Origin of the sequence: Pseudomonas sp. SbOxS1, from assembly GCF_013416725.1 — a bacterium.
Classification (GTDB): Bacteria; Pseudomonadota; Gammaproteobacteria; order Pseudomonadales; family Pseudomonadaceae; genus Aquipseudomonas.
Map to the genome: position 1 here is coordinate 1 of NZ_JAAVXC010000024.1, position 12,390 is coordinate 12,390.

Genomic DNA, 12,390 nt, shown 5'->3' on the forward strand with positions numbered 1-12,390 from the left:
CGCTGGGCCATGGATGGCCCATCGCGGCGACCCACGGAGCAATGCCTTCGTTACGGCATGCCGAGCCTAAGCGAGGCACCAAGTGGTGGGGCAAAGCCTTTTGCTTACTTTTTGGCGTTTGAAAAAGTGAGTCGCCGTAAGGGCGAAACCCTAAGTGGCCGTTACCGCAGCAATGGATATGCCCCCCCCAATCCCTATTACAACCCCATGCTCAAGTGAACAGCATTACGCAGAGGGGCAGGCTTTTCTACCCGCCCCTCCCGTTGCCTAACCTCGAATGAAAGCAAGCAAGTCGGCATTGATCGTATCGGCGTTCGTGGTGGGCATGCCGTGGGGGAAGCCCGAGTAGGTTTTCAGCGTGCTGTTCTGCAACAGCTTGGCGGACAGGAGCCCGGAGTTTTCATAGGGCACGATCTGGTCATCATCCCCATGCATCACCAGCACGGGTATCGTGATGCTTTTCAGGTCTTCGGTGAAGTCGGTCTGGGAAAAGGCCACGATCCCGTCATAGTGTGCCTTTGCGCAGCCCATCATGCCCTGGCGCCACCAGTTGCGGATGATGCCCTCGGACGGTTTCGCGCCCGGGCGGTTATAACCGTAGAAAGGCCCGGCCGGGACGTCGTGGTAGAACTGGGCGCGGTTGGCCTTGAGTTGTGCCTGCAAGTCATCGAAAACCGATTTGGGCAGCCCGCCCGGATTGTTTTCAGTCTTGACCATCAGCGGCGGTACGGCGCTGATGATCGCAGCCTTCGACACGCGGTCTTCGCCGTGACGGGCAATGTAGTGGATGACTTCACCGCCGCCGGTGGAGTGCCCCACATGGACGGCGCCCTGCACGCCAAGGTGGTTGACGACGGCCGCGACGTCATCGGCATAGTGATCCATGTCGTGTCCGTCCCAGACCTGGCTGGATCGCCCGTGACCGCGCCGGTCGTGTGCAATGACCCGATAGCCGTTGGCCAGGAAAAACAGCATCTGCGCATCCCAGTCGTCTGCGCTCAGTGGCCATCCGTGATGAAAGAAGATCACCTGGGCATCCCGTGGGCCCCAGTCTTTGTAAAAGATCTCGACACCGTCCTGCGTAGTGACATGACTCATGCTCGCATCTCCTGTGTGGTTGGGAGGCCATGACCAAAACATCAAACCTGCGCCGCTTGGCTGCCAAAGAACTTTAGGTTTAAAGTCAACTTTAAGGTCAATGGTTTTTTGGGTGGACTATGAGAATAGGCGAACTGGCGAAAATCAGCGGATTGGCGCCTTCACGCATCCGTTTCTACGAAGCGAGCGGCCTGATCAAGTCTGTCGCGCGCAAAGCCAACGGGTATCGGGACTATGCCCCTGACACCGAGTGGGTCCTGGAGATCATCACGGGCGCACAGGCGGCGGGGTTTTCACTGGAAGAAATCCGCCAATTGCTGCCGATGAATGCAAGCGGTTGGCAACATGACGAGTTGCTCAGCGGGCTCAAGCGCAAGGTCGAGGAAATCGAAATCCTGCAGCAACGCCTGGCCCAGAATAAAGCGCAATTGCTGCTGGTGATCGAGGGCGTCGAGAGCAAGCCCGAGGGCATGGGCTGTGCGGACAACACGCAGTTGTTATTGCATCGTCTGCGCGAAGAGGGTGTGGCTTCAGGCAGCCGTGGTGTTGTGCCTTCCAAGTAAGACGCAGCCTGCCAGGCTTCCAAGGCCTGGCAGGCTTTTGCCGGATCGTTGAATCAGTGCGCACTAGCCAGTGCCGCTAACGGCTTCGGCGCGTAGAGGGCACTTTGGAACGCTGGCACATATTCGTACTTCATCATTTTCCCCAGCTTCAGGGAGCGCATGTAATTCGACAGGCTGCCCTCGCCTAGAGTGAGCGTTGCCGAATCCGCGCTCCGGCTGGAACCGTGGCTGAGTTGGCGGGACACCGCGTATCCATAGGCCAGTTGGCCCTGGTGATCGAGATTGGTGAAGCTGCTGGTGACGATATCGACATCACTGGAGAGGTCGTCGAGTTTCTTCGCCTTGAAGGACACGTCCACTTTGCCGGTCTGGCTGTCGGTGATGTCATAGATGACCGATTGGGCATCCTCTTTGCGCTCGATGCCCGTCAGCCATTTCGGCAGGTTGTAACCAACGACCCCGCGAACCCTGGCGAGCTCGGTATTGACCGGCAGCTTGAGCACATAGCCCCAGAAGTCTCCAGACATCGACTGACCAATCAGGGTGAACGGACCCAGGTTGGATTTGCCGGGCTTGTTGGTGATGATCGACACGGCCACTTCGTTATAGGCGTCGTTATCGCAGTGTTCGTAGGTGTAGGCGGTAAACGCGATCAAGCCTCGACCTGGCCAGATCTGCAGGGGCTGGACGGTTGCCAGTACTTCAGGCGGCATCAGTGCCCGCAGCCGGTCCAGGTCTGCCGTATACACCGCCGTGACGCGACTGTTCTGGTAGTAGAAGTTTGGCGAGTACGACTCAAAGCCAATGTCGACCTTGTTCTTCTCCAACCCTTTGAACCAGCTCAAATCCACGCCCGGGACTTCTGCTGCAATCACCGACAACGGCGGGTTGGAGCGAAAGCGATCGTACAAGCCGCCCTTGACGACTGGCACCTGGTGACCCGCTATGTCGATCAGGGTTGAGTCGTTGTGGGTGGGCATTTCAGGCACCTGCGCCAACGCAGGGTTGGCCAATGGGTTGAACAGCAGTCCTGTTAAAACGGCGCTTGCGAGTTTCAATCTGTCTCTCTCCAGGTGATTGCATCGGCTTGATGGCATCGGCCAGGGCAGGCTTGCGGGGCCTGCTTGAAATCACCCTAACGTTAAACTGAGCTTTAAGGTCAAGCGCCGCCTTGAGTATCGAACGAAGGTTTTTGAACGTCGTTGAAAAAGGTATTGACCTTAAAGTTCACTTCAATCTTAAGGTGGCCCCACATCAAATGAGGACCACCCCATGAATGTGTTCGACACCCTGCTGCTTCCCAATGGTTCGACCATCAAGAACCGCATCGCCAAAGCCGCCATGGAAGAGAACATGGCGGACGCCGAGCAAGCGCCTTCCGAGGAACTGATGCGCCTGTACCAGGCGTGGGCCGACGGGGGTGCCGGCCTGATTATCACCGGCAACGTGATGGTCGACGGCCGTGCCATGACCGGACCGGGCGGCGTGGTGCTGCAGGATGACCAGCAACTGGACAAGTTCAAGCGCTGGGCACGCATCGGTCGATCCGCGGGTGCGCAGTTCTGGCTGCAAATCAATCACCCTGGCCGCCAGATGCAGGCAAACCTTGGGCAGAAGACCTGGGCGCCGTCGGCTGTACCGCTGAACCTGGGCACGATGTCCAGGCATTTCGCCACGCCTCACGCGATGACCCCCAGCGTGATTGAAGAGGTCATCCAGCGTTTTGCGCGTACCGCACAGCTTGGCGAACAGGCCGGTTTTACCGGCGTGGAAATCCACGCCGCCCATGGCTATCTGTTGAGTCAGTTCCTGTCGCCGCTGACCAATCAACGGACGGACGAATGGGGCGGCTCCCTGGAAAACCGCGCGCGCCTGTTGCTTGAAATCGTTGACGCGGTAAGGGCCGTGGTTTCCCCGGACTTTGCGGTGGCGGTCAAACTGAATTCAGCGGATTTCCAACGGGGTGGATTCACCGCCGATGACGCCAGGCAGGTGGTTGAACGGCTCAACGATCGGGGTGTGGATCTGGTGGAGTTATCCGGTGGCAGCTACGAGGCACCCGCCATGCAGGGCGAGGCGCGCGATGGTCGCACCCTGGCTCGCGAAGCTTATTTCGTTGAATTCGCCCGTGACATCCAGACCGTCGCCAAAATGCCCGTGATGGTCACCGGCGGCGTACGTCGACGCCCCGTGGCTGACAGGGTCGTCCAGAGTGGCGTGGACATGGTGGGCATCGGAACGGCGCTGGCCATTGACCCTCACCTGCCTCGTGAATGGCGCTTGGGTAACGACAACGCCCCGCAATTGCCGCCAATCACTTGGAAAAACAAAGCCATCGCCTCGTTGGCCAACATGGCGGTCGTCAAGTTCCAGCTGCGCAAGCTGAGTCGGGATAAAAAACCCGATCCGAAGGTATCACCGCTGCGCGCGTTGATCTTGCAACAGCTCGCCAACGCATGGCGCACTCGCCAATATCGGCGGTGGATTGAAAAGCGTTCGACGTGACTCGACGCTTGCCTGGGTGTTGTCGCAGCAATTGCCAGGCGCCTCGTCTACGCATAGGCGTATCTGCCGTAGCTCGGTAAACTAGCCGGCAAGCTAGTCGGGGCAATTTTTCAATTCAGGAATCAACGTGGCCAAATCTATTGAGGACAATGCGTCTCTCGAGTCTTTTTCGCTCGAGAGTCCCTCCCCGCTGTATGCGAGGGTCAAGCAAATCATCATGCAGAAGATTCGCTCCGGTGCCTGGTTGCCCAATTCCAAGGTGCCGTCGGAAAGCGAATTGCTGAATTTGCTGGGGGTCAGTCGCATGACCATCAACCGCGCCTTGCGCGAGCTGACCATTGAAGGCTCGTTGGTGCGGATGCAAGGGGTTGGCACCTTCGTCGCGGAGCCCAAGGGGCATGCCGCATTGTTCGAGATCCACAACATCGCCGAAGAAATCGAGGCCCGGGGTCACGAGCATCGCTGCGAAGTGATCGTGCTCGAAGAGATGCCTGAACGGGCCCGTGCGTCGATGCCCTTCCCACTCGAAGGGGTCAAGCGCCTGTTCCATTCGGTGGTGGTGCATCACGAGAATGGTGTGCCGGTGCAGATCGAAGAACGCTTCGTCAACGCCGAGGTAGCACCCGCTTATCTGCAGCAGGACTTCACCAAGGTCACGCCCTATGCGTACCTGATCCAGTTGGCCCCGTTGACTGAAGGCGAACATGTGGTCGAGTCGATCCACGCCAAATCCGCCGAGTGCAAGCTCTTGCAAATCAAACGCTATGAGCCGTGCCTGTTGATTCGCCGCCGTACCTGGGCAGCCAAAGGCCAGGTCGGCTGTGCGCGGCTGGTTTATCCGGGGTCGCGTTATCGACTGGAAGGCAAGTTCGGTAGCTGATTCCACGGGTCGAGCGGCCCCCGCTTGCCGCTCGACCTGCTTGTTGTTGCAGACATCCTGCCGACATTGTTACTGCCACCGCCCGAAGTGGCAAAAAGGTGACATTTCGTCGTTCCCCACCGCACAAAAGTGTTACGCAATGCTCGGCTTCGCATCAGCTTATCGAAAAGTTGCAACAGAATTTTGTCTCAGCTGCGCATGGGTCATTTTTTCTTTGTTTTCTTAACTCATTGATTTAAATCATTTTATTTTACTTTTACATTTTTCTTGAGGTCGTTAAGTCAGATTTTGGCCTCTCACTTGCATTCACTTGTACATACAGGTTGATATAAGCGCATATAGATAAGCTGAACCGCGCCGCCAACCCGCTAACCGCTGAATGAGAGGAGATGACCATGACCGCCAAGACCACCCGCCTGCGTGACGTCGAAATCCGCGCTGTCCGCGGCAGCAAGCTGACCGCCAAGAGCTGGCTGACCGAAGCGCCGCTGCGCATGCTGATGAACAACCTCGATCCGGAAGTCGCCGAGAACCCTAAGGAACTGGTGGTTTACGGTGGCATCGGTCGTGCGGCACGTAACTGGGAGTGCTACGACAAGATCGTCGAGAGCCTGACCCACCTGAACGACGACGAGACCCTGCTGGTGCAATCCGGCAAGCCGGTCGGCGTGTTCAAGACCCACGCCAATGCCCCGCGCGTGCTGATCGCCAACTCCAACCTCGTGCCACACTGGGCGAATTGGGAGCACTTCAACGAGCTCGACGCCAAAGGCCTGGCCATGTATGGCCAGATGACCGCCGGCAGCTGGATCTACATCGGCAGCCAGGGCATCGTCCAGGGCACCTACGAAACCTTCGTCGAAGCCGGTCGCCAGCACTACAACGATGACCTGAAAGGTCGTTGGGTACTGACCGCAGGCCTCGGTGGCATGGGTGGCGCTCAACCTCTGGCAGCTACATTGGCCGGCGCTTGCTCGCTGAACATCGAATGCCAGCAAAGCCGTATCGACTTCCGCCTGACCAGCCGCTATGTCGATGAACAAGCCAAAGACCTCGACGACGCGCTGGCACGCATCGCCAAATACACCAAGGAAGGCAAGGCGATCTCCATCGCCCTGCTGGGTAACGCCGCTGAAATCCTCCCGGAACTGGTCCGTCGCGGTGTGCGTCCGGACATGGTCACCGACCAGACCAGCGCCCACGACCCACTGAACGGCTACCTGCCAGCGGGCTGGACCTGGGAACAGTACCGCGACCGCGCCATTACCGATCCGGCGATGGTGGTCAAGGCCGCCAAGCAATCAATGGCTGTGCATGTCCAGGCCATGCTGGATTTTCAAAAGCAAGGCATCCCGACCTTCGACTACGGCAACAACATCCGTCAGATGGCCCAGGAAGAAGGCGTGGAAAACGCATTCGACTTCCCAGGCTTCGTACCGGCCTACATTCGTCCACTGTTCTGCCGTGGCATCGGCCCGTTCCGCTGGGCTGCGCTGTCGGGCAACGCCGAAGACATCTACAAGACCGACGCCAAGGTAAAAGAGCTGATCCCGGACGACGCCCACCTGCACAACTGGCTGGACATGGCGCGTGAGCGCATCAGCTTCCAGGGTCTGCCGGCGCGTATCTGCTGGGTTGGCCTGGGCCTGCGCGCCAAGCTGGGCCTGGCGTTCAACGAAATGGTACGCAGCGGTGAGTTGTCCGCGCCAATCGTGATCGGTCGCGACCACCTGGACTCCGGTTCTGTTTCCAGCCCGAACCGCGAAACCGAATCGATGCAGGACGGTTCCGATGCCGTGTCCGACTGGCCACTGCTCAACGCCCTGCTCAACACGGCAAGCGGCGCGACCTGGGTGTCCTTGCACCACGGCGGCGGCGTCGGCATGGGCTTCTCCCAGCACTCGGGCATGGTGATTGTCTGCGACGGTACCGATGAAGCGGCCGAGCGTATCGCGCGCGTCCTGCACAACGACCCGGCGACCGGCGTCATGCGCCACGCCGATGCGGGTTACCAGATCGCGATCGACTGCGCCAAGGAACAAGGGCTGAACCTGCCGATGATCACCGGTAAATAAAAAGCCGGCTTTGACCGACGCAAACCTGTAGGAGCTGGCTTGCCAGCGAATGACGCACCTCGGTGTGTCAGGAAAGACGCCTTCGCGGGCAAGCCCGCTCCTACAGGGAAAACGACAGCTTTTACACGAGGAAACTGCCATGAGCAGCAGCCCGTTTACCCAACAACTGCAAGGTGTTCGCGTGCTCGACTTGAGTCGCGTCCTGGCCGGCCCGCACTGCACCGCGATGCTGGCGGACCTTGGTGCCGACGTGATCAAGTTCGAAGTGCCGGGGCACGGCGATGACAGCCGTCACCTGGGGCCCTTCAAGGACGGCGAGAGTGTTTACTTCGGCCTGATCAATCGCGGCAAGCGCAGTGTCGAGATGGATTTCAAGTCCACCGAAGACCTGGCCCGCCTGTATGAACTGGTGCGCGACGCCGACGTCGTCGTGGAGAACTTCCGACCCGGCGTCACCCGTCGCCTGGGCATCGATTTCGACACCCTCAAGCAATACAACCCGAGGCTGATCTACGCGAGCATCTCCGGCTTCGGTCAGCATGGCCCGCTATCAGCCAACCCGGCCTATGACATCGTCGCGCAGGCGATGTCCGGGCTGATGAGCGTCACCGGTTTTACCGAGACAGGGCCGACCCGCAGCGGCGAGGCCATCGGCGACTTGTGTGCCGGGGTCTACGCCGCCTGGGCCATCAGCTCGGCGCTGTTCGCCCGCGAGCGGCACGCGCCGGGCCCGCAATACATCGACGTCGCCATGTTCGACGTGCTGTTCAGCCTGCAAATGACCGGCCTTTCCAATCTCTTTGCCAATGGCGTCGCGCCGGGCCTGGTCGGCAATCGCCATCCGGTGTCGACCCCCTTCGATACCTATCGCGCCGCGGATGGCCAGGTGGTCATCGCGGTCGCCAGCAACAAACTGTTCCAGCGCCTGTGCGAATGCATGGGCAAGCCAGGACTGGCCAGTGACCCACGCTTCGCCGATGACCCGCAACGCACGCAGAACGAGCCGGCCTTGCGCGCCGAAATCGAACACTGGACCGGCCAACTCAGTGTCGACCAGGCCTGCGACACGCTCCTCGATGCCGGCGTGCCGTCCTCCCCGGTGTGGAACCTCGCCCAGGCTGCCGACAGCGAACAGGCGCACGTTCGTCAATTGCTGGTTCGCCCCGAGGGCTGCGAGCAGCCACTGGTGCCGCAACCGGTTTTCTTCAATGGCCATAAACCCCATGCCCTCACCCTCGCCCCTCGCCTGGGCGCTGACAACGAGGCATTCGGACTGAACAAACAGGAGCTTTCCCATGAACTTTGAATTGGACCAGGTCGAACTGGCCGTGATCGAATCCGCTGAAAAACTGGCCCGTGAAGTGATCCAGCCGCGCGCCCAGCATTACGACGAAACCGAGACGTTCTGTGCCGAGAGCCTGCAAGCCCTGGCTGAACTGGGTGGCATGGGTATCAACCTGCCCGAAGAATATGGTGGCCTGGGCATCGGCAGCCTGGCGATGAGCCGCGTGGTCGAGGCCGTCGCCGGTGCCTGCACTTCAACGGCGTCGGCCCTGACCGCGCACTTCCTGGCGACCGACTCGATCCTGATCGGCGGCACCGAAGCGCAAAAGCAGGAATGGCTGCCCCGCGCTGCCAGCGGCGAGTTGCTCGGGGCATTCGCCCTGACCGAACCGGCCGCGGGTTCCAACCCGGCCGACATGCGTTGCCGGGCGCAGGCTGAAAACGGCGGCTGGAGAATCCGCGGCAGCAAGCACTACATCACCAACGCCCGCGAAGCCGGTTTCATCGTGCTCTACGCCAAGACCGATGCCGACGCCGGGCACAAGGGCATCAGCGCCTTCATGATTCCCCAGGGCACTGCGGGCATCAGCTTCTCCAGCCCGGAAAAAACCATGGGCCTGCGCGGCAGCACCATCTATGAACTGTCCCTGGACTGCTGGCTGCCGGCATCGGCACTGCTGGGCAGCGAAGGCGCTGGCTTCAACACCGCCATGGCCGTCCTCGATCGCGGCCGCGTCGAAGTCGCCGCCATGTCCCTGGGTGTTGCCAATGCGGCGTTGCAGGCAAGCCTTGGCTGGGTGCGCGAACGGCAGATCGGGCCCAAGCCGCTGGCGGCGTATCAAGGCACCCAATGGCGCATCGCTGACATGTACGCGCAGCTCGAAGCGGCCCGCATGCTCACCTGGAAAGCCGCCGCGCGCCGCGACAGCGGTGAACGCTTCAGCCTGGAATCGGCCACTGCCAAGTTGTTCGCCGCCGAATGCGCCGGCTTCATTACCGATGCCGCACTGCAACTGCATGGCGGCTACGGCTACATCCGCGACCTGCCGCTGGAACGCTATGTGCGCGACGCTCGGATTCTGCGGATTTTCGAGGGCACCTCGGAAGTGCAGAAAATCATCATTTCGCGAAGCGTGCTCGACGCCCAGCGCTAACCAGGCAAAAACCGGGGCCTGACTTGCAGGCCTCACCCCAGTGTCCCCACCTGAGAAGGCTGTCGTATCCCACGACACCCGAGAGGAACCGCCATGTCCGCCTCCAAAGAAAGTGCGCAGCGCAAGACGTATATAGAACGGCGATCCATCGATTACATCCCCGAATCCGAGCGCCATGGACGGCTGCTCAGTCAGTTCACCCTGTGGTTCGGCGCCAACCTGCAAGTCACCGCCATCGTCACCGGGGCCCTGGCCGTGGTGCTGGGCGGCGATGTGTTCTGGTCGCTGATCGGCCTGCTGATCGGTCAACTGCTGGGGGGCGCGATCATGGCCCTGCACGCAGCCCAGGGCCCGCAGCTGGGCCTGCCGCAAATGATCTCCAGCCGTGTGCAGTTCGGTGTCTACGGCGCCGTCATCCCCATCGTTCTGGCCTGCCTGATGTACGTGGGGTTCTCGGCCAGCGGCTCGGTGCTCGCCGGCCAGGCTATCAGCCAGTTGGTAAACGTCAGTGATGGCACCGGCATTCTGATTTTCGCGGCGATGATCGTCGTGCTGACCGTGCTGGGCTATCGCACCATCCATTGGATCGGGCGGCTGTCGAGCCTGATTGGCGTGGTGTCGTTTTTCTACCTGTTCTACCGCTTGCTGTCCGCCCACGACATCGGCGAACTGCTGGCCAACCGGCATTTTTCCCTGAGCAGCTTTCTGCTGGCGATCTCGCTGTCGGCCTCCTGGCAGATCGCGTTCGGCCCCTATGTCGCCGACTATTCGCGGTATCTGCCGAGAAGCACATCGGCCCTGAAAACCTTTCTCGCCGTCGGGCTGGGATCGGTCATCGGCACCCAGATTTCAATGATCTTCGGTGTGTTCGTCGCCGCACTGGCGGGGGATCAGTTCGCCGGGCACGAGGTGTCCTACATCGTTGGCCTGGGTGCGAGCGGCTTTGTGGCGTCGCTGCTGTTTTTCAGCATCGTGTTCGGCAAGGTCACCATCACGACCCTCAACGCTTATGGCAGCTTCATGTCATTGGCAACGATCGTCAGCGGTTTTCGCGGCAATCAGGAAATTTCCAGGGTGTCGCGCCTGCTCTACATCCTGGTCATGGTCGGCGCGGCGACAGCACTGGCCTTGATGGGACGGCACTCGTTCCTGCATGACTTCTCCGCCTTCATCCTGTTCCTGCTGGCGTTTTTCACCCCCTGGAGCGCGATCAACCTGGTGGACTTCTACTTGGTGACCAAGGAGCGCTATGACATTCCGGCCCTGTCGGATCCTGATGGCCGCTACGGCCGCTGGAACCTTCCTGGCATCGCTGTGTACACCCTCGGCGTGCTGATCCAGATGCCATTCATTGCCACCAGCTTCTACACCGGCCCGCTGGTCGAAACCCTCGGCGGCACCGATATTTCATGGCTGATCGGCCTGATAGTGCCCGCCTTCATCTACTACTGGGTGGCACGGGGTTCGCACCAACGAGTGCCTTCGCGGCTGATTCTCCCGCAAGAGTCCAATCCGGTCTGATCCGGCTGCAGGGCGGCGCGCCAGGGCCGCCCTGCCTGGCAACCCTGAACGATCAATTTTTCCCTGATGACACCACCATGCTTGCAATCGACGCCTCCACCCATTCGCCACTCAGCGCTCGCGACCGGCTGGTTCACGCTGCGGTCGAGCTATTCGCAACACATGGCTTCCAGGCCATTGGCTTGCGTGATCTGGCAGCTCACCTCGGGTTGCAGGCCGGGTCGCTTTACCATCACATCGAAAATAAGCAGTGCCTGTTGTTCGAGCTCATCGAGTCCGCTTTGTCCGACCTGCTGACCATCACCAGGCGTCGCATGAAAGGCGCCAAGACCCCAGCCGAACGGGTACGTCGCTTTGTCCAGGCCTTCGTAAGCTTTACCTTGAACGAAAAGCACCGATTGATCCTGGTGACCCGCGAGTTCGTGAACCTCAACGAGACCCACAAACACCACGCTGACAAGTTGAAGCGTGCGCACCACGCGATGTTGAGCGACATCATCGCCGGTGAACACGAATTGAAGAACAAACCCTATGCCGAGACTTGCCTGATCACCCATGCAGTGATGGGCATGCTCTATGGCCAGTTGCACTGGAACGAATTGAAGATTACCGAGCAGCACCTGACGGAATTACTCACGGGTTGCGTCATGCGCATGATCGCAAGCAGCAAGGAAGATTCTCGACAAGCAACGTATTGAGGGGCCACGAGCGGGCGGATTGCTGCTACGTCAGCTCAAATCGCTCCAGCGCATAATCCTTGCCGGCCAGGGTGAGTTCAAAAATGGTGGCGCCGAACGTCCCCCTCGTCACTTTTTGCTTCACAAGACGTTTGGCCTGGAGTTGCTTCAGACCGACTTCGACTTCCAGTGTGCTGAGGGAGACAAGCTTGCAAACCGAGTCCAGGTTGGCAACTTTCCTGAAGTTCGCATGATAGGCCAGGGCTTCCATCAACAGCGTCTGGTTTTCCGTCAGGCGTGGAAATTGAGGGTTGTTCTTTTTGTAAACTTTTCGCTCTATCTCGTGAAGCTCGCCGTCAATTCCATCCGTGATGCGGGCGTAGAAAATCGCTATAGACAGCGTGCCGATTAGAATCGCGATAATCATCAGCAGCGACCAATTGGGCATTGGCGTTTCCAGCAAAAGCCAATCCCAAAAAAATAGCAGCCAGCCCGTGGTAGCCGCCAACAGCGACAGTTCGAAGTAAGTGTCGAGCAGCTTCATGGCAGCCCCAGCGACAAGGAAAACGCCAGCCGGGTAGGCCATCGCCTTGAAGATGAGCGGGGAATGCGTGCCTTGCGCTGCCATGCTAC

General features: G+C 59.8%; 11 protein-coding genes and 1 pseudogene. 9 read left to right on the top strand and 3 right to left on the bottom strand.

All coding sequences use genetic code 11. The features are described 5' to 3' along the window. Positions 1-219 (top strand): annotated as a pseudogene (locus HFK74_RS32995) (hypothetical protein); the annotation flags it as partial. A 48-nt stretch (positions 220-267) separates the two neighbouring features. Here HFK74_RS32995 and HFK74_RS19575 read toward each other — a convergent pair. Next, on the bottom strand, positions 268-1,098 hold the full coding sequence (locus HFK74_RS19575) for an alpha/beta fold hydrolase (RefSeq protein ID WP_180204914.1): 831 nt from the start codon (positions 1,096-1,098) through the stop codon (positions 268-270). 119 nt (positions 1,099-1,217) lie between these two features. Between HFK74_RS19575 and HFK74_RS19580 the strand changes: the two genes are divergently transcribed. After that, positions 1,218-1,661 (top strand): MerR family transcriptional regulator, encoded by a 444-nt coding sequence (locus HFK74_RS19580; RefSeq protein WP_180204915.1) that lies wholly within the window; start codon positions 1,218-1,220, stop codon positions 1,659-1,661. Positions 1,662-1,714: 53 nt separating this feature from the next. Here HFK74_RS19580 and HFK74_RS19585 read toward each other — a convergent pair whose 3' ends face one another. Beyond that, positions 1,715-2,641 (bottom strand): acetoacetate decarboxylase (ADC), encoded by a 927-nt coding sequence (locus tag HFK74_RS19585; protein ID WP_180204916.1) that lies wholly within the window; start codon positions 2,639-2,641, stop codon positions 1,715-1,717. Between the two features lie 292 nt (positions 2,642-2,933). On the opposite strand from HFK74_RS19585, the gene HFK74_RS19590 reads away from it, so the two are divergent. The 7 genes from HFK74_RS19590 (at position 2,934) to HFK74_RS19620 (ending at position 11,778) form a co-directional block, all read left to right on the top strand. Next, positions 2,934-4,166, top strand: a complete 1,233-nt coding sequence (locus HFK74_RS19590; RefSeq protein WP_180204917.1) for an NADH:flavin oxidoreductase/NADH oxidase family protein — start codon at positions 2,934-2,936, stop codon at positions 4,164-4,166. A 127-nt stretch (positions 4,167-4,293) separates the two neighbouring features. Further along, positions 4,294-5,046: a histidine utilization repressor gene (gene hutC / locus HFK74_RS19595; protein WP_180204918.1), complete on the top strand. Its 753-nt coding sequence runs from the start codon at positions 4,294-4,296 to the stop codon at positions 5,044-5,046. A 395-nt stretch (positions 5,047-5,441) separates the two neighbouring features. Beyond that, complete coding sequence (gene hutU, locus HFK74_RS19600) at positions 5,442-7,121, top strand: urocanate hydratase (protein ID WP_180204919.1); 1,680 nt, start codon at positions 5,442-5,444, stop codon at positions 7,119-7,121. Between the two features lie 139 nt (positions 7,122-7,260). Continuing rightward, the gene (locus HFK74_RS19605; RefSeq protein WP_180204920.1) at positions 7,261-8,427 is read left to right on the top strand and encodes a CaiB/BaiF CoA-transferase family protein; all 1,167 of its coding nucleotides are present in this window, start codon (positions 7,261-7,263) and stop codon (positions 8,425-8,427) included. Then, on the top strand, positions 8,417-9,559 hold the full coding sequence (locus tag HFK74_RS19610) for an acyl-CoA dehydrogenase family protein (RefSeq protein ID WP_180204921.1): 1,143 nt from the start codon (positions 8,417-8,419) through the stop codon (positions 9,557-9,559). Before HFK74_RS19605 ends, HFK74_RS19610 begins: the two co-directional genes overlap by 11 nt. A gap of 93 nt (positions 9,560-9,652) precedes the next feature. Further along, positions 9,653-11,080, top strand: coding sequence for a cytosine permease (locus tag HFK74_RS19615; RefSeq protein WP_180204922.1), 1,428 nt, complete (start codon positions 9,653-9,655; stop codon positions 11,078-11,080). 77 nt (positions 11,081-11,157) lie between these two features. Next, entirely contained in the window at positions 11,158-11,778 is a 621-nt protein-coding gene (locus tag HFK74_RS19620) for a TetR/AcrR family transcriptional regulator (protein WP_180204923.1), read from the top strand. Between the two features lie 25 nt (positions 11,779-11,803). On the opposite strand, the gene HFK74_RS19625 is transcribed toward HFK74_RS19620, so the two are convergent. Further along, positions 11,804-12,385, bottom strand: a complete 582-nt coding sequence (locus HFK74_RS19625; protein ID WP_180204924.1) for a hypothetical protein — start codon at positions 12,383-12,385, stop codon at positions 11,804-11,806. Positions 12,386-12,390: the final 5 nt, after the last annotated feature.

Excerpts from the sequence above, each read along its gene's own strand:
- HFK74_RS19585 (WP_180204916.1), bottom strand. The coding sequence starts at position 2,641 with ATGCCCACCCACAACGACTCAACCCTGATCGACATAGCGGGTCACCAG.
- HFK74_RS19575 (WP_180204914.1), bottom strand. The coding sequence starts at position 1,098 with ATGAGTCATGTCACTACGCAGGACGGTGTCGAGATCTTTTACAAAGAC.
- HFK74_RS19625 (WP_180204924.1), bottom strand. The coding sequence starts at position 12,385 with ATGGCAGCGCAAGGCACGCATTCCCCGCTCATCTTCAAGGCGATGGCC.
- HFK74_RS19610 (WP_180204921.1), top strand. The coding sequence starts at position 8,417 with ATGAACTTTGAATTGGACCAGGTCGAACTGGCCGTGATCGAATCCGCT.
- HFK74_RS19620 (WP_180204923.1), top strand. The coding sequence starts at position 11,158 with ATGCTTGCAATCGACGCCTCCACCCATTCGCCACTCAGCGCTCGCGAC.
- HFK74_RS19590 (WP_180204917.1), top strand. The coding sequence starts at position 2,934 with ATGAATGTGTTCGACACCCTGCTGCTTCCCAATGGTTCGACCATCAAG.
- hutU (WP_180204919.1), top strand. The coding sequence starts at position 5,442 with ATGACCGCCAAGACCACCCGCCTGCGTGACGTCGAAATCCGCGCTGTC.
- HFK74_RS19615 (WP_180204922.1), top strand. The coding sequence starts at position 9,653 with ATGTCCGCCTCCAAAGAAAGTGCGCAGCGCAAGACGTATATAGAACGG.
- HFK74_RS19580 (WP_180204915.1), top strand. The coding sequence starts at position 1,218 with ATGAGAATAGGCGAACTGGCGAAAATCAGCGGATTGGCGCCTTCACGC.
- HFK74_RS19605 (WP_180204920.1), top strand. The coding sequence starts at position 7,261 with ATGAGCAGCAGCCCGTTTACCCAACAACTGCAAGGTGTTCGCGTGCTC.